Here is a 20522-nt window from a genome sequence, read left to right as displayed (position 1 = left end):
GGAGCGCACGGGCAGGACTCGGGCTCGGCTCGGAGAACCTCGTTCAGCGCGCTGAAGCGGATAGAGTTCACCTGTGCCTGCAACACGCCCCATGACTCCGTTCTACCGCTTCGCCGCGCGCGGGGCGATCATCCCGTTCCTCAAGATGGTCTCCCGGCAGAAGGTGACCGGTCTGGAGAACATCCCCCGCGAGGGCGGCTTTATCGCCGTGGCCAACCACCTGACCGACCTCGACTCGCTCACGGCCATGCGAGCCCTGGTTGACGCCGATGTTCCCGTCTACTCACTGGCCAAGTCCACCCTGTTCAAGGTGCCGGTGCTCGGGTCCATCCTGCGGGCCGGCGGCCAGATCCCGGTCCAGCGGGGCACCCAGAATGCGGCCACGGCCCTCAAGGCCGCCAGTGAGGTCCTGGCTGACGGCGGCGCCATCATGATCTTCCCCGAGGGCACGCTCTCTCGGGACCCCCTCAAGTGGCCGATGGTGGCCAAGACCGGGGCGGCCCGGCTGGCCATGACCAGTGGCGCCCCCGTCCTGCCCATGGGGCAGTGGGGCGCGCATGAGATCCTGGACACCTACGGGCGTTCCTTCCACCCCTTCCCCCGCAAGGACGTGCGCGTCACCATCGGTGAGCTCATGGACCTATCCCGCTTCGGGCAGGACACCCAGGACCGCGAGGCCGTGCGCGCCTGTACCGCCGAGATCATGCGGGCCATCACCTCCCTGGTGGAGGAGCTCCGCGGCGAGAAGGCCCCCCGCCCCTTCGACATGCACTATGACGGCGACCCCGGCAAGGGAAGGATCGGCGTGCGCCGCCCCGACCCGCTGCCCGAGGCGGACACTCAGGAGGACGGCCAGTGAACGGCGTCGAACGCGCAACGAGTGCACCGGTGCAGCAGACCGCGGCCGTCATCGGCTCAGGCGCCTGGGGCACCACCTTTGCCGGCCTCCTGGCCCAGGCCGGTACTCCGACGACGATCTGGGCCCGGCGTCGGGAGGTGGCCGAGGAGATCAATGCCGGCACCAACGAGCGCTATGTCCCCGGTCATCGTCTGCCGCCGGGCCTGAAGGCGACCACCGATCTGGCCGGAGCCGTCGAGGGGGCGGGCATCGTCGTCGTGGCCGTGCCCTCCCAGGAGGCCCGAGGAGTCCTGGAACCCCTCCGGGGCACCCTGGCCGACGACGCCGTGGCCGTCTCCCTCATGAAGGGCATCGAGCTGGGCACCGGGCTGCGGATGAGCGAGGTCCTGGCCGAGGCCCTGGGCATCGACGCCTCCCGCGTCGTGGTCGTCTCCGGCCCCAACCTGGCCGACGAGATCGCCGCGGGCCAACCCACCGCCACCGTGGTGGCCGCCGACGACGAGCGGGTCGCCGCCCGGATCGCCTCCCTGTGCGCCACCGGCACCTTCCGTCCCTACACCAACACCGACGTCCTGGGCGTCGAACTGTGCGGGGCGGTCAAGAACGTCATCGCCCTGGCCGTCGGCGCGGCCGCCGGCCGGGGCCTGGGGGACAACTCCAAGGCCACGATCATCACCCGGGGCCTGGTGGAGATCACCCGCCTGGGACTGAAGCTCGGGGCCAGCCCGGAGACCTTCTCCGGGCTGGCCGGCATGGGGGACCTGGTGGCCACCTGCTCCTCGCCCCTGAGCCGTAACCAGACCTTCGGCCGCCACCTCGGCGAAGGGATGAGCGTGGCCGAGGCCGCTGCGGCCTCCCGAGGCGTGGCCGAGGGAGCCAAGTCGGCCCGCGCCGTTCTCGACCTGGCCCGGGCTCACGGCGTGGACATGCCGATCACCGCCGGAGTCGTCACCGTCGTCGAGGGGGCCGCCAGCGTCGCCCAGGTGACTGACGCACTGTTGGCCCGTCCTCGCAAGGCCGAGGGCGTCCACGCGGCACCGTCTCAGGCCTAGCGCGCTCCACGCCCAGTGAAAGTCGGCTTTAATCCGGGTTTCTTGTGCGTTATCAGCATGTGGGGCGCCGCGCGGTAGCGTGGGACCTATGACAGCCCTCCAGGAAACCGGCCCCTCCGTCCCCAGTTCTGACAACTCCAAAGTGCGTGTTGCCGTCGTCTTCGGCGGACGCAGCGGTGAGCACACGATTTCCTGCGCCACCGCCGCCGGCGTCCTGTCAGCCATCGACCGCGACCGTTACGAGGTCCTTCCCGTGGGTATCACCCCCGAGGGCCAGTGGTTGCTCGTCGAGGACGATCCTGCCGCCCTCGAGCTCAGCGACAGCCGGCCTCCGGTGACGATCACCGCCGACGGTCTGGGGCGGGGGACGCTCACCGCACCCCTGGGGGGCGGCGAGCTCACAGTGCTCGGCTCCGCGGGGCCCGAGGTCCTGGGGCGGGTCGACGTCGTTCTGCCACTGCTGCACGGGCCCTACGGCGAGGACGGAACCATCCAGGGCATGCTGGAGATGATGGGCCTTCCCTACGTCGGCTGCGGGGTGCTGGCCAGCGCCGCGGGCATGGACAAGCAGGTCACCAAGGTGCTCCTGGGGGCCGCGGGCATTGCCACGGCGCCGCACGTCGTCGTCGGCCCACACGCCTGGAAACGCGACCCCGAGGCGATTCTGGAGGCATGCCGGTCCCTGACCTACCCTCTGTTCGTCAAGCCCGCCCGTGCCGGCTCCTCCCTGGGCATCAGCAAGGTCGACCGCCCTGAGGATCTCCCGGGGGCCATCGAGGCGGCCCGCGCGGTCGATCCCAAGGTCCTCGTGGAGAGCGGCATCGTGGGACGCGAGGTCGAGGTCGCCGTCCTTCAGGGCCGCGACGATGACGCCCCCAGGGTGGCCGAGCCCGGTGAGATCGCCATGGATGCCTCCCATGGCGCCGGCGAGTTCTACGACTACGAGACCAAGTACCTGGCCCACGACGCCGTCGCCATGGTCTGCCCGGCGCGCATCGGCCCCGAGGCGCGCGCACTCATCATGGACACCGCCGCACGGGCCTTCGAGGCGGTCGGCTGCGAGGGGCTGGCCCGGGTGGACTTCTTCCTCACCGACAGCGGCGAGGCGGTCGTCAACGAGATCAACACGATGCCCGGTTTCACACCCTTCTCCATGTACCCCTATATGTGGCAGGTCTCCGGTCTGGGCTACACCGAGCTGGTCTCCGAGCTCATCGAGCTGGCCGTGGCCCGCTCCACTGATGTCAACCGCTGAGAAGGACCCACCCGGCAACGGGGACGCGGGTGAGGACGTGCGGGTCGGTGACCTCAGCGAGGAGGAGCTTCTCGCCGTCATCACCCCCCTCCTGCCCCGTGGTCCTCAGACACCCGTCGGCACGGGGGACGACTGTGCGGTGCTGTCCTTCCCCGACTCGCACACGGTGGTGAGCACCGATGTCCTGGTCGAGGGCCGCCACTTCCGTACCGAGTGGTCCACCGGCCGTGACGTCGGAGCGAGGGCCGCGGCCCAGAACCTCGCCGACGCCGCCGCCATGGGTGCCAGGCCGGTTGCACTCGTCGTCGGCCTGGTCATGCCTGCGGCCACATCGGTCGGCTGGGTGCGGGACTTCGCCCGCGGACTGGCCCAGGGATGCGAGCCCTGCGGGGCGGGTGTCGTGGGCGGCGACCTCAGCGCCGGTGACTCACTGGTCGTGGCCGTCACGGTCCTGGGTGACCTCGAGGGCCGCGCACCGGTTCTGCGAAGCGGCGCCCGGCCCGGTGACGTCGTCGTCCATGTTGGAACCCTGGGGCGCAGTGCGGGGGGACTCGCCCTACTCGGCGCCGGCACTGACTATGCGTCGGGTTCGCACGCCTCCGTCTTCGGCGGCCAGGAGCAGGCTCGGGCCCAGGCCTGCATCGAGGCATTCCGGGCCCCCACCCCGCCCCTGGCAGCAGGCCGCGATCTGGCGCTGGCCGGTGCCACCTCCATGCTGGATGTCTCGGACGGGCTGCTGCGCGACGCCGGTCGGATCGCCCGAGCCAGCGGCGTCGTCATCGATCTCGACGATCCAGCAGACCTGCCGGACGTATCCTTCCTCGAGCCGGTGGCAGCGCTCGTGAGCGGCCACGACGAATCAACGGCTCGCGCCCTGGCCCGCAGCTGGCTGCTCACCGGGGGAGAGGATCACGGACTGCTCGCCACCGTCCCGGCAGACGCCCTCGAGCGGCTACCCGCCGGGGCCAGAGTGATCGGCCGGGTCCTGAGCCCGCAGTCCTCACCGGCCCGAGTGCTGGGGCACCGGCCGGGCATCCTCCTCGCAGGAGAATTCGCGCAGGAGCACACCGGCTGGGACCACTTCTCTCACGCCTGACGGGCCTGTACCCGGTTGAAGAGAAACGGGGCACGACAAAGGCCGCCGACTGCTTTGCGCAGCGGCGGCCTCGTGCTCGAAGGACTCGAGATGATGCGCTCAGATGTTGCGCGTCACCTTCCCGGCCTTGAGGCAGGACGTGCACACGTTGAGGCGCTTGGGGGCGCCGTTGACGAGAGCACGCACACGCTGGATATTGGGGTTCCACCGGCGGTTGGTCCGCACGTGGGAGTGCGAGACGCTCTTGCCGAAGATGGGGCCCTTGCCGCAAACGTCGCACACAGCAGCCACGGTCTCACTCCTGATCTTCAATGCTTCAACGCTCAGGCCGATGCCCGGCGTCAGGTCTTACCGCCCAGGCGTGGGGCGCTGGGCAACCCGAACACAATAGCGGACCTCTGTGTGGCCCCCCAAGCCGCGGTGGCGTGCGTTCGGGCACATGCCGTCCTGCGTGAAGCCTGGGGGAGGGGTGTGGATAGGGTTGGTGGTGTGTTGTATCTCACTACCTGAAGGGTGTGTGCTCCAGGTTGGTGCGGTGGTAGCTGGTCTGACCAGCGTGCTGGTGTCCCGGATACCCATCGGTTCTCCAGCGCGCTGAGAGAGGTCCGTGTGCGGGCGTCCCGCTCCGGTGGGAGGAATGTGCCCGGGCAGGTACCCTGAAACCACATATCAATCCAAAGGCTCGGCCCAGCCATGAACCAGGCTCGCTGAACGCCTGCACATATGCAGATCATGCAATGGAACAAAAGGTGTTCGCAGCGTGAAACACATGGTGTGCCGGTCGTAGCCAGGACCCAGGGGAGGCGAAGATGGCGCAGTCGCAAGGACACCGCCCCGTTACCCCTGTCTCAGGGATTCATGTGCTGCAGGGGGCCGCAGTGCGGCGCTGGATCGCGCTGGCGGAGATCGTCGCCGATCAGACCCGGGACCTCGTGGATGTCCTCAACGTGTTCCCCGTGCCGGATGCGGATACCGGAACCAACGTCCTGCTCACTCTGCGCTCGGCCTCCGACGCCCTCCACCGTCTGGGGCGGGCCGCTGATGTCGCCCAGGTGGCCCGTGCCGCAGCCGATGGCGCCGTTCGAGGCGCCCGGGGGAACTCGGGTCTTCTGGTCTCCCAGGCGCTGGCGGCCTTCGCCGATGTCTGCTCCGAGGCCCCCGATCCCACCGGCCTGCGCCCCGTTGAGCTCGTGCACGTCTATGAGGCCATGGCGGACACCACCTGGGCCGCGGTCTCCCGTCCGGTCTCGGGGACCCTGCTGTCGGTGGCTCGGGACGCGGCCACGGCCGCCCGCTCCGCGCTGGAGGAGGCGACGGCGAGCTCGCCCGCGACCCTGAGTCTCATCGCCGCTGCTGCCGCCTTCGGTGCCCAGGAGTCCGTTGTGGAGACAGCGGGCCTCGGGCACGGTCCGGTGGATGCCGGGGGAGCGGCTTTCATGTTGCTGCTGACCTGCCTGTCGGACACCATCGACGCGATTCAGGACGCCGGCGGCGGGACGGCTGAGGCTCCAGAGCTGCGCCAGGGCCACCAGGACGCCGACGAGCACGCCCCCTACACCGCCGTCGCCCGGCAGATGCTCACCGATCTGGCTGCGGGCGGGGTGCCGCACAGCGTCGGTCCCGAGCCCCTGGGCATGTCCACCGGTGAGTTCGAGGTGATGTACCTGCTGGAGGCGACCGCGGTCCAGGCGGGTCAGCTGCGCCGAGATCTGGAGCTCGTCGGTGACTCCGTGGGTGTCGTCGGCACCCCGGACGCCCTGGGGGTGGGGCTCTACCAGGTTCACGTCCATACCGACACGCCGCGTGCCGCCCTGCCGCACGCGGGTCGCGCCCGGCAGATCTGCATCCACCATCTCCACCCCACCGCCCTGGTGAGCTCCACAGACGAGCCTCCGTCCCCGTGGGGGGCGCTCGACTCCGACCCCACGGGGCATGTGGTCTCCTTCGAGCGCCTGGCCGCACGCCGGGCCGAGCGCAAGGCGAAGTCGGTGCGCATGCACCCCTCCCAGGCGGCCGTGCCCCACCCCGCACCGGCGGAGGCCCCACGCCTGGCCGTGCGTTCGCGACAGTCCGGTGTCGGTGTCATTGCCTGCACCCGCGCTCCCGGGCTCATCGAGCAGCTCGCGCGCTCCGACGCCGCCGTTGTCCTCAATCCCGACCGGGAGGGCATCGCCCGCGCCGCCGCGGATCTGGGGGCCTCCCAGGTCATCGTGCTGCCCTGTGACGCCGCCTGCACCGAGGCCGCCCACGACGCCGCGCGCTTCCTGGCGGCTCGCTCTGCCGTCTCCACCGTCCGCCCGCCTGCGGGGACCCGGAAGGTGGGAGTCGCTCGCGAGACCGCCCGCGCCGGGGTGCAGACAAGGGGCCAGTCGGAGCGTTACGCGGCCGAGGGCATTCAGCTCCTCGTGTGCGATACCGACGACGAGGCCCGGGTCCTGGCAGCAGCAGTCGCCCTGGCCGGCAGGGGCGAGGAGACCGAGCTGGCCGAGCTGGCCCGCCGAGCCTGGAGCGCCGCCGCGGGGCTGCGCACCATCGCCCTCAACGGAGCCCAGGCCGATGCCGAGGCCGTGGCTCGCGCCGTGGCCTCGGCGCTGCGGCCCTCCGATGAGCTGCTCACCGTCATCACCGGCCGCAATGCCGGCCGCGATGTCGGTGCCCTGGCCGCCAGTGCGGCGGTAGGAGCCCGAGGGCACGTGGTCGGTGAGGACGTGGAGGTCGCCGTTCATGCGGGCGGCCAGGAGCACCCGGACGTCCTCATCGCCATCGAGTAGCCGTCTTCAGGCCCGGTGAGTGGCCACACGGTCGGATCACGGCGTCGGGTCATGAACGGCTCCGAGGCTCCTTCGTCATAGGGTGGGGTCGTGCCCGGCTCGTCTGATCGCTCAACCCGTACGCCCCGCCCCGGCAGCGTCGGTCTGCTCGAGCGTCCTGTGACCCGCCTCCTGGGCAAGCGCACGGCCTCCCAGCTCGCCAAGCAGGGGGTGGAGACCGGGGCGGATCTGCTGCGCCTGCTGCCCCGGCGTTACGACACCTGGGGGGATCTGACCGACATGCGTACGCTCGTCGAGGGTGAGCAGGCCACCATCCAGGCCCAGGTCGTGCGCGCTTCCTCCCGGCGTACCCGCTCCGGCCGGGTGCCGGCTCTCATGGAGGCCACCGTCACCGACGGCGCCTCCACCATGGACCTCGTCCAGTTCGGTGCGGCGGGCCAGATGCGTGCCCGTGCCACCCAGCTGGCCCCCGGAACCACCGTCCTGCTGAGCGGCAAGGTGGGACTTCACCGTGGACGCAAGCAGCTGTCCAACCCTCGCCTGTACGTCCTCGACGAGCTCGATGAGGCCGAGCGCGAGGCTCTGCTGGCCCGCCCCGTGCCCATCTACCCGGGCACGGAGGCCCTCCCGTCCTGGCTGGTGGCCAAGGCGGTGCGGATCGTCCTGGACCAGCTGGAGCCGGGCGACGTCGCCGACCCTCTCCCCGAGGAGCTACGGCGTGAGGCGGGGCTGGTTGACGCCTACACCGCCTACCGCTGGGTGCACCGGCCCGAGGACTCCCACCAGTGGAAGGCCGCCCGAAGCCGACTGCGCCACGAGGAGGCCCTGATCCTGCAGGTCGCCCTGGCTCAGCGCCGAGCCCATCATGAGGCGACCCGCACCGCGGTTGCCTGGCCTGTACCGGAGACAGAGGGCTCCCTGAGGGCGGACCTCGACGCCCGCCTGCCCTACGACCTCACCGCCGGACAGGAACGGGTCGGTCAGGAGATCTCCGCCGACCTGGCCCGCACGGTTCCCATGCAGCGGCTTCTTCAAGGAGACGTGGGAAGCGGCAAGACCCTCGTGGCTCTGCGCGCCATGCTCCAGGTGATCGGAGGGGGAGGGCAGGCCGCCCTCCTGGCCCCCACCGAGGTTCTCGCCGCCCAGCACCACTCCTCGCTGGAAGCGGTTCTCGGCCCCATGGCCCGACTCGGGATGCTCGGTGGCGCCGAACGCGCCACCCGCGTCCACCTGCTGACCGGCTCCACCCCCACCGCTCAGCGCCGTCAGATCCTCGCCGACCTGGCCGCCGGCGAGCCGGCGATCGTCGTGGGTACCCACGCCCTGCTGTCCGACACGGTGCAGATTCCCTTCCTCGGCCTGGTCGTTGTCGACGAGCAGCACCGCTTCGGTGTCGCCCAGCGTGACGCCCTGCGTGAGCGCGGCGGTCTCACCGACCCGGTCACCGGCCAGAGCCGCACGCCCCACCTGCTGGTCATGACCGCCACCCCGATTCCGCGCACCATTGCCATGACGGTCTTCGGCGACCTGGCCACCTCCGTCCTCGACGAGCTGCCCGCCGGACGCAGCGCCGTTCCCACCCACCTCGTTCCGTGGTCGCGCACCTCCTGGGTGGAGGGCATCTGGCGGCGCGCAGCCAAGGAGGTCGCCGCCGGAGGGCGGGTCTACGTCGTCTGCCCACGGATCGCGGTCGACGACGAGACCCGACAGACGCAGGTGGAGGGCACGCCGGCTTTCGAGACCGATGACGAGCGGGCACCGGAGCCGCTGACGGGTGAAGGGGACGGCTCGCAGCCCGACCGCCCGCTGGCCGCCGTCGAGGAGTGGAGGCAGCGACTGGGCGACGAGCCCGCCCTGGAGGGCATCGGCGTCGGAGTCCTCACCGGACGCATGAGCAGCGAGGACAAGGCCGCCTCCATGGCGGACTTCGCCTCGGGTGCCACTCCGGTCCTGGTGTCCACCACCGTCATCGAGGTGGGGGTGGACGTGCCTGAGGCCTCCATGATGGTCATCCTGGACGCCGACCGTTTCGGCCTGTCCCAGCTCCACCAGCTGCGTGGACGGGTCGGGCGCGGCAGCAGACCGTCCCTCTGCGTGGCGGTCACCGGAGCAGAGGTCGGCTCCACCGCCTTCCACCGGCTCAAGGCCTTCGCCTCCACCACGGACGGATTCGCGCTGGCCGAGGCCGACCTCGAGCTGCGCAGCGAGGGCGATGTCCTGGGGGCCTCCCAGTCGGGTCGTACCTCCGGGCTGGACCTGCTGCGCGTGACCCGCGATGCCCACCTCATCGCCACCGCGAGGCGTCAGGCCGAGCGGATCGTGGCCGCCGATCCGCAGCTGAGCGAGCACCGGGCCCTGGCCGCGGCGATCGTCGAGCGCCTCGATGAGGAGTCTCAGGCCTTCCTCGAAAGAGCGTGAAGCATCAGGGCGCGGGCCGAGGAGCGTCCCCGGCTCAGGCCGGCTCGGCGAACCAGATCGTGGTCTCGCCGTACCGCTTGTCCGCGAAGTGCTCCAGCCCCGCCGGCCAGGTCGGTTCCGGTGAGCGTGTCGAACGCTCGACGACGACGACGGCGCGCGGCGCCAGCCACGGGTCCTCGCTGCGGGCCAGGGGGGTGAGGATCGCCGTGAGCTCCTCCTCGCTCAGCTCGTAGGGAGGGTCGATCAGCACCAGGTCCGCCGGGGCACCTGCCGGGCCGGCCAGGAAGGCGGCCGCCTTCGCGGTCACCGCCGATACCCCGCCCAGGCCCAGCGCCCGGATGTTGCGACGGCAGGTCTGCGACGCACCGTGCGAGGAGTCCACGAGCGTGACGTCACGGGCTCCTCGGCTCGCGGCCTCCAGCCCCAGGGCCCCGGAGCCTGCGCACAGGTCCAGCACCCGGGCGCCGTCGAGCACCCCGTAGTGGTCCAGGCGGGCGAAAAGAGCCTCGCGGACGCGCTCAGAGGTGGGGCGCGTCCCGGACCGGGGCACCTCGATCCTGCGTCCGCCCACGGTTCCGGCCACGATCCTCGTCATGGGGCAGACCCTACCCGGCCCGCAGTCCGCGTCTCCTGTGGGCGCGGAGCTCAGCCCTCCTCGGCCGGGGCGTGCTGACCGTAGCCGGTGTCCCGGATCTTGCGTGCGACCGCCGCGATCTGCTCATCGGAGAGGATCTTGGGGCTGCCGACGGCGAGGGTGCGCAGGTAGAGCTCGCAGACCCACTCCAGCTCCTGGGCCAGGACGTAGGTGGCGGCCAGGTCCGGGCCGGTCACCACGGATCCGTGGTTGCTCATGAGGGCCGCGGTACGCCCCTCAAGGGCCTTGGCGACATTGGCGGCCAGCTCGGGGGAGCCGTAGATGGCGTAGTCGGCCACTCGCACGTTGCTGCCGCCGAACATGCAGATGTAGTAGTGCACGGCCGGAAGCGCGCTCACGCCCTCGAGGCTGGCCACGGCGGTGGCCGCGTAGGAGTGGGTGTGCACGACCGCCATTTGTCCGGTCGCCCGCAGCGCGGTCAGGTGCAGGTCCAGCTCGCTGGCGGGCTTGAGCGGTCCCTCGACCTGCTTACCGGTGGCGTACTCGACCACGGCGACCAGGTCGGGGCGCATCTCCTGGTAGGGCAGTCCCGAGGGGGTGATGGCGACCAGGTCCCCCTCCCGAACGGACAGGTTGCCCGCGGTTCCGACGACCAGGCCGTCGTCGGACAGGTGGGAGCAGGCATCGGCGATCTGCTGTCGAGCATCGTTGAGAAGCATGGTGGGCTCTTTCCCCGGGGCGTACCGCTGCGCGCCCCGTTGCGTCAGAAGTGGTACCGAGGCATCGTCTCATGTTGGCGCTCTCATGTCTATCGTTGCGCCCTTTTGTTTTCATACTTGACATGACCGTTCGGTTGGGGTCATCCTATGTTTGCGCTCACATTGATGTGGGTCCTGGTCATCGTCGCCCAGTGAAAGGAAACCTGTCATGCCCACCGCGTCCTATCCCGCCATCGGAATCCGCCCCCTCATTGACGGACGCCGTCGTGGTGTGAGGGAGTCCCTCGAGGACAAGACCGCTCAGCTGGCCAAGGATGTCGCCGAGCTCATCTCCTCCCGCCTGACCTACCCCGACGGGAGCCCGGTGCGCTGCGTCGTCGCTGAGACCGCGATCGGAGGCGTGGCCGAGGCCAACCGCTGCAAGGAGCAGTTCCGCACCGAGAACGTGTGCGCCGACCTGACCGTCACCGCCTCCTGGAACTACATCACCGAGGTCCTCGACCTCGACCCCTCGATCCCGCACGCCATCTGGGGCTTCAACGGCACCGAGCGACCGGGGGCCGTGACCCTGGCCGCCGCGGCCGCCGCCTACAACATGCTGGGCATCCCCTGCTTCGGCATCTATGGCCACGACGTGCAGGACGCCGATGACTCGGGTCTGACCGACGACGTCGTTGACAACATCCTGCGTTACGTGCGCGCCGCCCTGGGTGTCGGCCTCATGAAGGGGCGCAGCTACCTCTCGATCGGGACGGTCTCCATGGGAATCGCCGGCTGCCGCGTTCCCGAGCAGTTCTTCGTCGACTACCTGGGCATGCGGGCCGAGTACATCGACATGATCGAGATCGACCGCCGCATCGCCCACGGCATCTACGACCACAAGGAGTACGAGACCGCCCTGGCCTGGGCCCGGGAGAACCTCACCATCGGGGAGAACCGCAACCCCGAGGCCAACCGCTTCACCCAGGAGGAGTACGACGAGCAGTTCGACTACTGTATCAAGATGCTCCTCATCGGCCGCGACCTCATGGAGGGCAACCCCGCTCTGGCCGAGCTGGGCTTCGTCGAGGAGGCCGAGGGCCACGACGCCATCGCGGCGGGCTTCCAGGGACAGCGTCAGTGGACGGACTACAAGCCCAACGGCGACATCCTCGAGACCTTCCTCAACACCACCTTCGACTGGAACGGCAAGCGGCCCGAGAAGGTCTTCGCCACGGAGGGCGACGCCGGCAACGCCGTCGCCATGCTCTTCAACTCCGTCCTGACCCACCGTCCCCAGCTCTTCAGCGACGTGCGCACCTACTGGAGCCCCGAGGCCGTTGAACGGGTCACCGGCTACAAGCTCGAGGGGCGCGCCGAGAACGGCTTTATCGACCTGCGCAACTCTGGGGCCACCACCCTCAACGCCACCGGCGAGGAGAAGGACGCCGAGGGCAACCCCATCATCAAGCACTGGTGGGAGATCACCGAGGCGGACATCGAGGCGGATCTGAAGGCCTCCACCTTCCATGCCGCCACCCGCGAGTACTTCCCCGGAGGCGGCTTCTCCACACACTTCACCACCGCCGGCGGGATGCCCGTCACCGCGACCCGCCTGAACTTCGTGGCCGGCCAGGGACCAGTCCTCCAGATCTCCGAGGGTTGGACCGTGGAGCTGCCCGACGACGTGCGCGACCAGATCGTCTACCGTACCGACCCGACGTGGCCGACGACCTTCTTCGTCCCGCGCCTGACCGGCCAGGGCGCCTTCACCTCCGTCTACGACTGGATGGCCAACTGGGGAGCCAACCACACGGCCACCGGATACGGACACTTCGGCGCCGACCTCATCACCCTGGCCTCGATGCTGCGCATCCCCGTCTACATGCACAACGTCGAGCGCGAGAGGATCCTGCGTCCCAAGGCCTGGGTGCCCTTCGGTACCGCCGAGCCCGAGAGCGCCGACTTCAGGGCCTGCGCCACCTTCGGTCCTCTCTACCGCTGACGGGTCGCCGCCATGACGAGCACCGACGAGCACCACGCCCTTGCCCTCGACCTCGGCTCCAGTTCCGTGCGAGCGGTCCTGGGAATCTACCGGCAGGGGGTCATCAGCACCGAGGAGGTCTTCCGCCTCCACCACCAGGCGGTGGACGACCACGGCACCCTCACCTGGGACCTCGAGCGCATCATGGATGGTGTTCGTCGGAGCATCGCCATGGCGACGCAGCGCCTGGGACGGGCCCCCGACAGCATCGGCATCGACACCTGGGGAGTCGACTACGGCCTGCTCGACGCCCAAGGAGAGTTGCTGCGCGCCCCGCGCGCCTACCGGGACCGGCGCATGGCCCGCTGGGCCGCGGACCTGGACCGGGCCCTCCCTGCGGAGACGGCCTGGCAGGAGACCGGCATCCTGCCCCAGCAGATCAACACGGTCTACCAGCTCTACGCGGACCTGAGGCAGGAGCCCGACCTCATCGAGCGGGTGGATCGCTTCCTGCCCCTGCCCGACCTCGTGGCCCACCTGCTCGGGGCCCCCGCACAGTCAGGGCGCGCGATCGCCTCGACCACCGGACTCGCCTCCCCCGGGGCGCGCGACTGGTCGGCACATGTGCTTCAGGCCGCTGGGATCCCCGAGGGATGGACGCCCCCGCTCGTCGACGACGCCACAGTGGCCGGGACGACGTCGGAGGGGATCAGCATCGTGCGTCCCGGCGGGCACGACACCGCCTGCGCCGTCCATGCACTCGGTCTGGCCGGTGACGAGGTGCGCCTGTTCATCTCCTCAGGATCCTGGAGCCTCATCGGTGCCGCTGTTCCCAGCCCCATCCTGGACGGAGCGGCGCTGCGGGCCGGACTGACCAACGAGGTCCGTACCGACGGAGGTATCCGGCTGCTGCGCAATCTCACCGGCTTCTGGCTGCTCCAGGAGTGCCAGCGCTCCTGGAACGAGCCCGATACCGGCGCGCTGGTCGAGGCGGCGGGGGAGTGCGCCTCCCTCGGGGTCGTCATCGATCCCGACGACGAGCTCTTCGCCAGTCCCGGCGACATGCCGGACAAGATCGCCGACTGGTGCCGCCTCCACTACAAGGTGGCTCCCGAGGGACCGGCGCAGATGGTCCGGCTCATCCTCGAGTCGCTCGCCTGCGCCCATGCCGCCTACGCCCAGGGGCTGCAGGACGTCGTCGGCGACCAGCTGGACCCGGCGGCACCGATACACCTGGTGGGAGGCGGGGCGCGCAACAGCCTCCTGCCGGCCATGACGGCGGCGGCCTGCCACCGTCGGGTGGTCGTAGGCACACCGGAGGCCAGTGCCCTGGGCAATATCCTCGCCCAGCTCGAGGCGGCCGACGTCCTCGACCCCAGTGCGCGCGGTGAGGTGCTGCGCCGCAGCATCAGCTCCGTGGAGGTCGACGCCTCCGGGGCCATTGCCGATCCCGGTGCCTTCGACGCCATGCGGGAACGGCTGGACAACGCCACCGCCGACTGACCATCAGCCACATCGACCACAACCACGACATTCAACTCAACACCAACCACATGAAAGGAGCAACGATGCTCCGCAACATTCCCGCCAACCTGTCACCCGAACTCGTCAAGATCCTGCTCGAGATGGGCCATGGGGATGAGATTCTCCTGGCCGACGCGAACTTCCCCGGGCACCACCTCCACCCCACCACGGTGCGGGCCGACGGCCTGGGGATCCCCGACCTGCTGAGGTCTATCCTCACGCTCATGCCCCTGGACCGCTACAGCAGCTACCAGGTGGCCCTCATGGAAACGGTTGGCGACGACCCTCGGCCTCCGGTGTGGGACGTCTACGAGCAGATCTGGAACGAGGCCGAGAAGGATGCCGGACCGGTGAGCGTCAAGACGATTGAGCGCATGGCCTTCTACGACTACACCCCCAGCGTCTACGCCGTCGTCCTCACTGGCGAGACCGCCCTGTACGGCAACCTCATCCTCAAGAAGGGCGTCCTGTGATGACTGCGATCCGCGACTCCGTGACTGAGGAGGCCCCCGTCCAGGAGGGGACGGCCAAGCGGGGCTTCCTGTATCCCGGCATGGTGCTGCCCTTCTGTCTGCTGGTCTCCTGCTTCGCCGCCTGGGGCCTGGCCGGAAACATGACGGATCCCTTGGTCAAGGTCTTCCGCTCCGTGTTCTCTATGACGAACCTGCAGTCCTCGCTGGTGCAGTCGGCCTACTACGGGGCCTACTTCTGCCTGGCGATCCCGGCGGCCTTCATCAACAGCCGCCTGGGCTACAAGGGCGGTGTCCTCATCGGGCTGGTGCTGGCGGGAACCGGCGGGCTGCTGTTCATCCCCGCGGCCTACGTCATGACCTACTCGGTGTTCCTGACCGCCCTGTTCACCCTGGCCGCCGGCCTGTCCATTCTGGAGACCAGTGCCAACCCCTTCGTCATGTCCATGGGGCCGGAGCACAACGCCACGCGGCGCCTCAACTTCGCGCAGGCCTTCAATCCCATCGGTTCCAATCTCGGGGTGCTGCTGGCCGCCCTGCTGATCCTGCCTAAGGTGAACCCGGCCACTGCCGAGCAGCGTGCGGCCATGAGCCAGGAGACGCTGCTGGCCACCCAGAGCGAGGAGCTCAAGGCGGTCATGGGCCCCTATGTTGCCCTCGGGCTCCTCTACCTCCTGCTGGCCTTCATGATCGGTCGGGTCAAGGTCGTGGAGCGGCAGATGGAAGCCGCTGCGGGTGACAGTGGCGGGCCGGGCAGGCTCATGCGCCTGCTGCGGAATAAGCGCTACAGCTTCGGGGTGGTGGCGCAGTACTTCAACGTGTCTGCTCAGACCTGCATCTGGACCTACACCCTGCACTACGTCACGAGTGCCTTGGGAGTGTCGGACAAGGTCGCCGGATACTGGTTGCAGGCGAGTCTCATCGTCTTCCTGGTCTTCCGTTTCCTCATGGTGGGGCTCATGGGACGGTTTGACGCACGCAAGCTGCTTCTGTTCATGTGCTCCCTCGGGGTCGCTCTGTCCCTGTTCGCCATGGTGAGCGTGAACATTCTGGGGGTGCTGGCCATTATCTCCCTGTCCGCCTGCATCTCCCTGCTGTTCCCCACCATCTACGGCGAGGCCCTGATGGGGCTGGGGGAGGACACCAAGTACGGGGCCGCCGGCCTGGTCATGGCCATCATCGGTGGAGCCACCATGCCCCTGGTGCAGAGCGCCATCATGGACTACACGTCTCCTGCGGTGTCCTACGTCACGGTTGCCGGGTGCTTCCTGGTGGTGGCCGCCTACGGGGTCTACACACTGCGCACGCCCAGGCCCATCAGTGCGGCCTGACGGAAGGCACTCACACCATTCTCTCCGCCCACGTCGTACCGAGTGGGCGGAGAGAATGCTCAGTGGATCCGCTTGGCAAGGATGATTCCAGGTCCCAGTTGAGTGGGAGCGGTCGTGAGGACTCCATGGTCATGACTCACCTGTGTCTGTCCATCTCCCGGCCTCGACGATCTCCAGTCGAACTCCGCAGGCAGGCGGTCAAGCGGGACTGCGACATTCTCCAGGGCAAAGAGAACCGCATGGTCTCCGTGAGACATGAGTCGCGCACCCGGTAGTGAACAAGCCTGCTCCAGTAGCTCCGCAGAGGGGCGAGACAGTTCCGATCTCGCTGCTCGCATCCACGCGCCTAGTCCCCTCAGGCAGGCGCGTTGAGGATCAGGAATGGTTCCGTCGGCGTGCGGGCCGACGTTGAGCAGGAGACGTCCTCCCCGTGAGACGACGTCGACCAGGTGTCGAGCTGCGGACGGGCCGGTGAGGTACTGCTCATCGCCCTCCATCCGGTTGTAGCCGAAGGATAATCCGATGCCGCGACAGTTCTCCCACCGGTCCGCAGCCTCCGAGTCGCGCATTGCCTGATATTCACTAGTCTCGTAATCGGAGTGGAACCCACCGAAGCGGTCATTGACGACGCCCTCCGGACACAATTTGTAGTAGTGCTCAAGCAGTGTTCCCAGTCCGTGGGCATCGAAATTCTTCGCGCAATCCGGCCATTCGATGTCGTTCCAGAAAATATCGGGGTGATACCTCTGAAACAGGTCAAGACAGTGATTGAAGATGTAGCGCCCGTACTCAGGGTCCACAGATCTGGCGAGCCGTTCAAGATCCTCTTCGCTCAGGATGACAGGAAAAGGTCTGTAATGCCAGTCCACTCCGCCCGAATAGTATGCGCCGAAACGTAATCCTGCCCGACGTGTTGCCCGTGAGATTTTTCCAACGAGGTCTTGTCGGGGGCCGCGTTGAACCGTGTTGCGGCCATAGGTCTCGGGGGCCTCCCATAGGGTGATGCCGTCGTGGTGCTTGGTCGTTAGGACAACCAGTCCTGCTCCGGCTTCTTTGAACAGCGCTGCCCAGTCGTCAGGGTCGAATTTTTCAGCATGCCACATGTCCAGAAAACCGTCATACGGCAAGGAGCCGTAGGTCTCGTGGTGGTACTGGGAGGCGCGGCTACCCGGAATTCGTATGGTATTGAAGTACCACTCTGCGTAGGAGTTATGAGTAAACCACGTCCTCTCATCGGGTTCGGTGCCGAGCTCTCCGTGAGGTTCTGCCCAACTTGGTACCGAATACACTCCCCAGTGAATGAAGATCCCAAGGGGGGTGTGGTCCAGCCACTCAGGCTGATGGGTTCCCAGGCGATCTCGGTGCTGCGATACAGGTGGTCGATTCATCACTCAGCGACCTCCAAAGGCGCCGAGAGTGACACCCTTCTCCAGCTGACTCTGCAAGAAGGCGACGATGAAAAAGGAAGGGATGACCGACATGGACACGGCGGCCATCATGGGTCCCCAGTCCGTGCCTCTCTCTCCTGAGAACATCTGAAGTCCCAGCGAGATTGTGGCCAGGTCCGCATCATTGACGACGATCAGAGGCCACAGGAATGTTGACCAATAATCGATGAAGGAGAAGACGCCAACGACGAGTATCGGAGCCTTGAGCAGTGGGATGAGGATGTGCCAGAGGATCTTGAGGTCGCCGGCCCCATCGATTCTGGCTGCCTCCTCGAACTCAAGGGGCAGGCTCAGGATGAACTGTCGGATGAGGAACGCCCCGAAGGCTCCGAAGGCAAAGGGAAGAATGAGGGCCGTGTAGCTGTTGACCAGTCCGAGGTACTGGAATCCGATGTATAGAGGGATGACAAGCACCTCCTGGGGAAGCACCAGAGTTCCCAGAAACAGCATGAACAAGTGGTCTCGGAATCGGAATCGAAGTCTGGCGAAGGCGTAGGCGCTCAGCAGTGAGACTGCCATGGTCAGGGCTGCTCCGCAGGTCGAGACAAGAATAGAGTTCAAGATGATGCGCCCCAGAGGAATCTGCTGAGTCGCCTCGGTGTAGTTGTCCCATGCAAGACGGGTGCCTGTGAGTGAGGCTCCTGAGGAAAACACCTCAGATGTCGGCTTGAGGGAAGAAGCCAGCATCCAGGCGAATGGGAAGAGGAATGCTATCGCTATCAGTGTGAGTAGCGAGTAGGAGAGAAATTTACCAATTTTGGATCGATGTTCAAGAGTCATAGTTTACCCACCTCTTCTGCTGGCTGAATTGAAGGGCCGTCAGCAGCATAACGATGACGAATAGTATCCAGGCCAGGGCGGAGGCGTAGCCCAGCTTGTCGAAGGAGAAGCCGTTGCGGTACAGTGCAAGCACAATGGTGTTTGTCGACTCACCTGGTCCTCCTTTTGTGAGAAAGAATGGTTGTGCGAACACCTTGAATGCTCCGATGACGGTCATGACGGTGCAGAAGAAGAAAGTCGGAGACAGGATGGGGAAGACGACCTGGAAGAATCGTCTGAATCCAGTTGCGCCGTCGAGCTCGCTGGCCTCCAGTATGGACGGGTTGATGCCGTTGAGACCGGCAGTAAGGACCACGATGTTGTAGCCAAGACCCTGCCATAAGCTCATGATGACGAGCGACCCCATGGCAAGGCTGGGGTTGTTCAGCCAGGGCAGCGAGGGGAGCCCTATGCTGTTGAGGGCAGAGTTCACCACCCCTTCGTCATTGAGGAGGAGGCGCCAGATCAACGCATTCCCTGCCATTGGGGTGACGACGGGGATGAAGAAGATGATTCGCAGCACTCGAGAGAACCTGTTGGGGAGGTGCTGCAACCAGTATGAGATACCAGTGGAGATGATGAGGTTGGCACCTGTGTACAGAAGGGCGAACACCACGGTGTTCTTAAGGATGGTGTAGAACGCTGGGTCCTCCCCGGAAATCATTCGTCGATAGTTGTCAAGGCCGACGAACTCTGATGTTCCCAGAAGCGACCATGAAAACAACGAGATGATCAGTGACGCGATCAGGGGGATGATGATGAAAACCAGAAACCCTGTCATGCCGGGTGTCAGGTAAGCGATGATGCGTAGTGTGTCTCGGGGAGCTCTGTGGCGCCTTCGACTCTCAGCGGTGGTTGCGGCTCCCATCATCCTGCACTCTCTTGCAGGTCCTTGAGGATGTCTGCCGCGGTACGTGAGCCCCGGTAGCCTTCTGGGCAGTACTGGGTGAAGGACGTCACGATCTGATTCCAGTTTGCTGGGGTTACCAGAGCGGTCCCGTGATCCAGGAGGAATTTGATGGCTTCAACATTTCCGGTCGGTTTACCTTCTGCCCATCCGTCGATTTGGGAGCCGATGGATGGTACCGTCCCGCGGGTGCGTGCCACCTTGCCGATGACCTCAGGGCTGACCAGCTTCATGATGTTTTTAAACGCGGCATCTTTGTCCGGACAGTTTTTGCCGATTCCGAAGCCCGATCCCTGAATGACTCCGATGGCCTGTCCGGAGTCACTGGGGATGACGCACACACCCAGGTTGTCGTTGAGCTGCTCGGCGAAGGTCGCGTACATCCACGGGCCGTCAATGATGGCGGCAGCCTGACCAGAGGTGAATGCGCCTTGTGCGACCTCGTCGCCGTCTGAAGCGGAAGGAGCCTTGGCGTAGCCGTTGACTGCGGCAAGGTCAAACGCCTTCTGCACGGATGAGACGAAGGCGCTGGAGGTCAACGAAAGGTTTCCCTTGTCGTCGAGGGCAGTGGCGCCATTGGCGTATGCGAATGCTCCAGGAGCGTTGTCCATAAGATTTGGTTTGATGGCCATGCCGACCTTCCCGCCAGTAGTCAGGGCCTTCATGTCCGACAGGAACTGTGCGTAGGTGTACTTGGTTGTCGGCTCCTTCAACCCCGCTGCCTTGAAGGATTGCCGGTTGTAGAACATGACGCAGGGCTCTGCGTCGTACGGCAGTGCGTAGATTTTTCCGTCCACCGTCATACCTTCAATCATGGCCTTGTTGAAGACTGACGTGTCGACCCCGTGCTTCTTGATGAGATCGTTCAGCGGTTCCATGATGCCGACGAGTTCCTTGGTTCGGGCTGCCTGTGTGGTCAGGATCCCTGGAGCGTCGGCTGCCGTCATTCGGGTTTTGGCCTTGGTGTAGTAGTCGTTGTAGCTGGGACCTGAGAAGTCGAGCTTGAAGCTGGAGTCAGTTTCTTTGACTGCGTCGACGAAGGCCTGCCACTGGGCGCGGTCCGACTCGCTGGACACCCACGTGAACATCTGGGTCGGGGCGTTATTGTTCTTGCTCTTCCCTGATGAGCATGCTGACAGCAGTGCTGCTGCCGTCCCACTCAAGAGCGATGCCGAGATGAAGGTGCGGCGGGGAAATGAAGGTGGGGTCATGGTCTTCTCTCTTCAGTGAGTGCGTAGGGGTGCCTCGTTGCAGCCGCTGGGGTCCGACGGCGATGTCGGAAGCAGCGGATGATG

At 66.8% G+C, this 20522-nt stretch carries 17 protein-coding genes; 10 read left to right on the top strand and 7 right to left on the bottom strand.

Features of this window, described 5'->3' with window-relative positions:
- Positions 1 to 91: 91 nt before the first annotated feature.
- From RIV12_RS02050 to RIV12_RS02035, 4 genes are all read left to right on the top strand, one after another.
- Positions 92 to 859: a lysophospholipid acyltransferase family protein gene (locus tag RIV12_RS02050; protein ID WP_075419021.1), complete on the top strand. Its 768-nt coding sequence runs from the start codon at positions 92 to 94 to the stop codon at positions 857 to 859.
- Positions 856 to 1911 (top strand): NAD(P)H-dependent glycerol-3-phosphate dehydrogenase, encoded by a 1056-nt coding sequence (locus RIV12_RS02045; protein WP_075419022.1) that lies wholly within the window; start codon positions 856 to 858, stop codon positions 1909 to 1911. The genes RIV12_RS02050 and RIV12_RS02045 overlap by 4 nt, the downstream gene beginning before the upstream one ends.
- An 88-nt stretch (positions 1912 to 1999) precedes the next feature.
- The gene (locus RIV12_RS02040) at positions 2000 to 3166 is read left to right on the top strand and encodes a D-alanine--D-alanine ligase family protein (RefSeq protein WP_075419023.1); all 1167 of its coding nucleotides are present in this window, start codon (positions 2000 to 2002) and stop codon (positions 3164 to 3166) included.
- Positions 3153 to 4262, top strand: coding sequence for a thiamine-phosphate kinase (locus RIV12_RS02035; RefSeq protein ID WP_309321854.1), 1110 nt, complete (start codon positions 3153 to 3155; stop codon positions 4260 to 4262). The genes RIV12_RS02040 and RIV12_RS02035 overlap by 14 nt, the downstream gene beginning before the upstream one ends.
- Before the next feature lie 99 nt (positions 4263 to 4361).
- Here RIV12_RS02035 and rpmB read toward each other — a convergent pair whose 3' ends face one another.
- Positions 4362 to 4553: a 50S ribosomal protein L28 gene (gene rpmB / locus RIV12_RS02030; protein WP_003785965.1), complete on the bottom strand. Its 192-nt coding sequence runs from the start codon at positions 4551 to 4553 to the stop codon at positions 4362 to 4364.
- 518 nt (positions 4554 to 5071) lie between these two features.
- Between rpmB and RIV12_RS02025 the strand changes: the two genes are divergently transcribed.
- Complete coding sequence (locus RIV12_RS02025; RefSeq protein WP_309321852.1) at positions 5072 to 7033, top strand: DAK2 domain-containing protein; 1962 nt, start codon at positions 5072 to 5074, stop codon at positions 7031 to 7033.
- Between the two features lie 159 nt (positions 7034 to 7192).
- Positions 7193 to 9451 carry an ATP-dependent DNA helicase RecG gene (locus tag RIV12_RS02020; protein ID WP_309321973.1) on the top strand — a complete coding sequence of 753 codons (2259 nt, stop codon included), beginning with the start codon at positions 7193 to 7195 and terminating at the stop codon, positions 9449 to 9451.
- A 34-nt stretch (positions 9452 to 9485) separates the two neighbouring features.
- On the opposite strand, the gene rsmD is transcribed toward RIV12_RS02020, so the two are convergent.
- Together rsmD and RIV12_RS02010 are read right to left on the bottom strand one after the other, a co-directional pair.
- Positions 9486 to 10046, bottom strand: coding sequence for a 16S rRNA (guanine(966)-N(2))-methyltransferase RsmD (gene rsmD / locus RIV12_RS02015; protein ID WP_075419027.1), 561 nt, complete (start codon positions 10044 to 10046; stop codon positions 9486 to 9488).
- Between the two features lie 50 nt (positions 10047 to 10096).
- On the bottom strand, positions 10097 to 10765 hold the full coding sequence (locus tag RIV12_RS02010; RefSeq protein WP_309321851.1) for a class II aldolase/adducin family protein: 669 nt from the start codon (positions 10763 to 10765) through the stop codon (positions 10097 to 10099).
- 208 nt (positions 10766 to 10973) lie between these two features.
- Between RIV12_RS02010 and RIV12_RS02005 the strand changes: the two genes are divergently transcribed.
- The 4 genes from RIV12_RS02005 (at position 10974) to fucP (ending at position 16053) form a co-directional block, all read left to right on the top strand.
- Positions 10974 to 12749, top strand: a complete 1776-nt coding sequence (locus tag RIV12_RS02005) for an L-fucose isomerase (RefSeq protein ID WP_309321849.1) — start codon at positions 10974 to 10976, stop codon at positions 12747 to 12749.
- A gap of 12 nt (positions 12750 to 12761) precedes the next feature.
- Positions 12762 to 14231, top strand: coding sequence for a rhamnulokinase (locus tag RIV12_RS02000; protein ID WP_309321847.1), 1470 nt, complete (start codon positions 12762 to 12764; stop codon positions 14229 to 14231).
- Positions 14232 to 14296: 65 nt separating this feature from the next.
- On the top strand, positions 14297 to 14725 hold the full coding sequence (locus tag RIV12_RS01995) for an RbsD/FucU family protein (protein ID WP_003781586.1): 429 nt from the start codon (positions 14297 to 14299) through the stop codon (positions 14723 to 14725).
- Positions 14725 to 16053, top strand: a complete 1329-nt coding sequence (gene fucP / locus RIV12_RS01990; protein ID WP_075419031.1) for an L-fucose:H+ symporter permease — start codon at positions 14725 to 14727, stop codon at positions 16051 to 16053. Before RIV12_RS01995 ends, fucP begins: the two co-directional genes overlap by 1 nt.
- A 59-nt stretch (positions 16054 to 16112) precedes the next feature.
- Here fucP and RIV12_RS01985 read toward each other — a convergent pair whose 3' ends face one another.
- The 4 genes from RIV12_RS01985 to RIV12_RS01970 all read right to left on the bottom strand — a co-directional run bounded on the left by RIV12_RS01985 (position 16113) and on the right by RIV12_RS01970 (position 20438).
- Positions 16113 to 17441: an alpha-L-fucosidase gene (locus RIV12_RS01985; protein ID WP_428978902.1), complete on the bottom strand. Its 1329-nt coding sequence runs from the start codon at positions 17439 to 17441 to the stop codon at positions 16113 to 16115.
- A gap of 3 nt (positions 17442 to 17444) precedes the next feature.
- Positions 17445 to 18281, bottom strand: coding sequence for a carbohydrate ABC transporter permease (locus tag RIV12_RS01980; RefSeq protein WP_003781587.1), 837 nt, complete (start codon positions 18279 to 18281; stop codon positions 17445 to 17447).
- A complete protein-coding gene (locus tag RIV12_RS01975; protein WP_003781585.1) occupies positions 18271 to 19101 on the bottom strand; it encodes a carbohydrate ABC transporter permease in 831 nt (276 codons plus the stop codon). Before RIV12_RS01975 ends, RIV12_RS01980 begins: the two co-directional genes overlap by 11 nt.
- Before the next feature lie 86 nt (positions 19102 to 19187).
- Positions 19188 to 20438 (bottom strand): ABC transporter substrate-binding protein, encoded by a 1251-nt coding sequence (locus RIV12_RS01970; protein ID WP_003781595.1) that lies wholly within the window; start codon positions 20436 to 20438, stop codon positions 19188 to 19190.
- Between the last annotated feature and the right edge of the window lie 84 nt (positions 20439 to 20522).

The sequence above is a fragment of the Actinomyces stomatis genome (assembly GCF_031292835.1).
GTDB classification, from domain to species: domain Bacteria; phylum Actinomycetota; class Actinomycetes; order Actinomycetales; family Actinomycetaceae; genus Actinomyces; species Actinomyces stomatis.
This window is presented reverse-complemented; position numbering and strand designations above follow the sequence as displayed.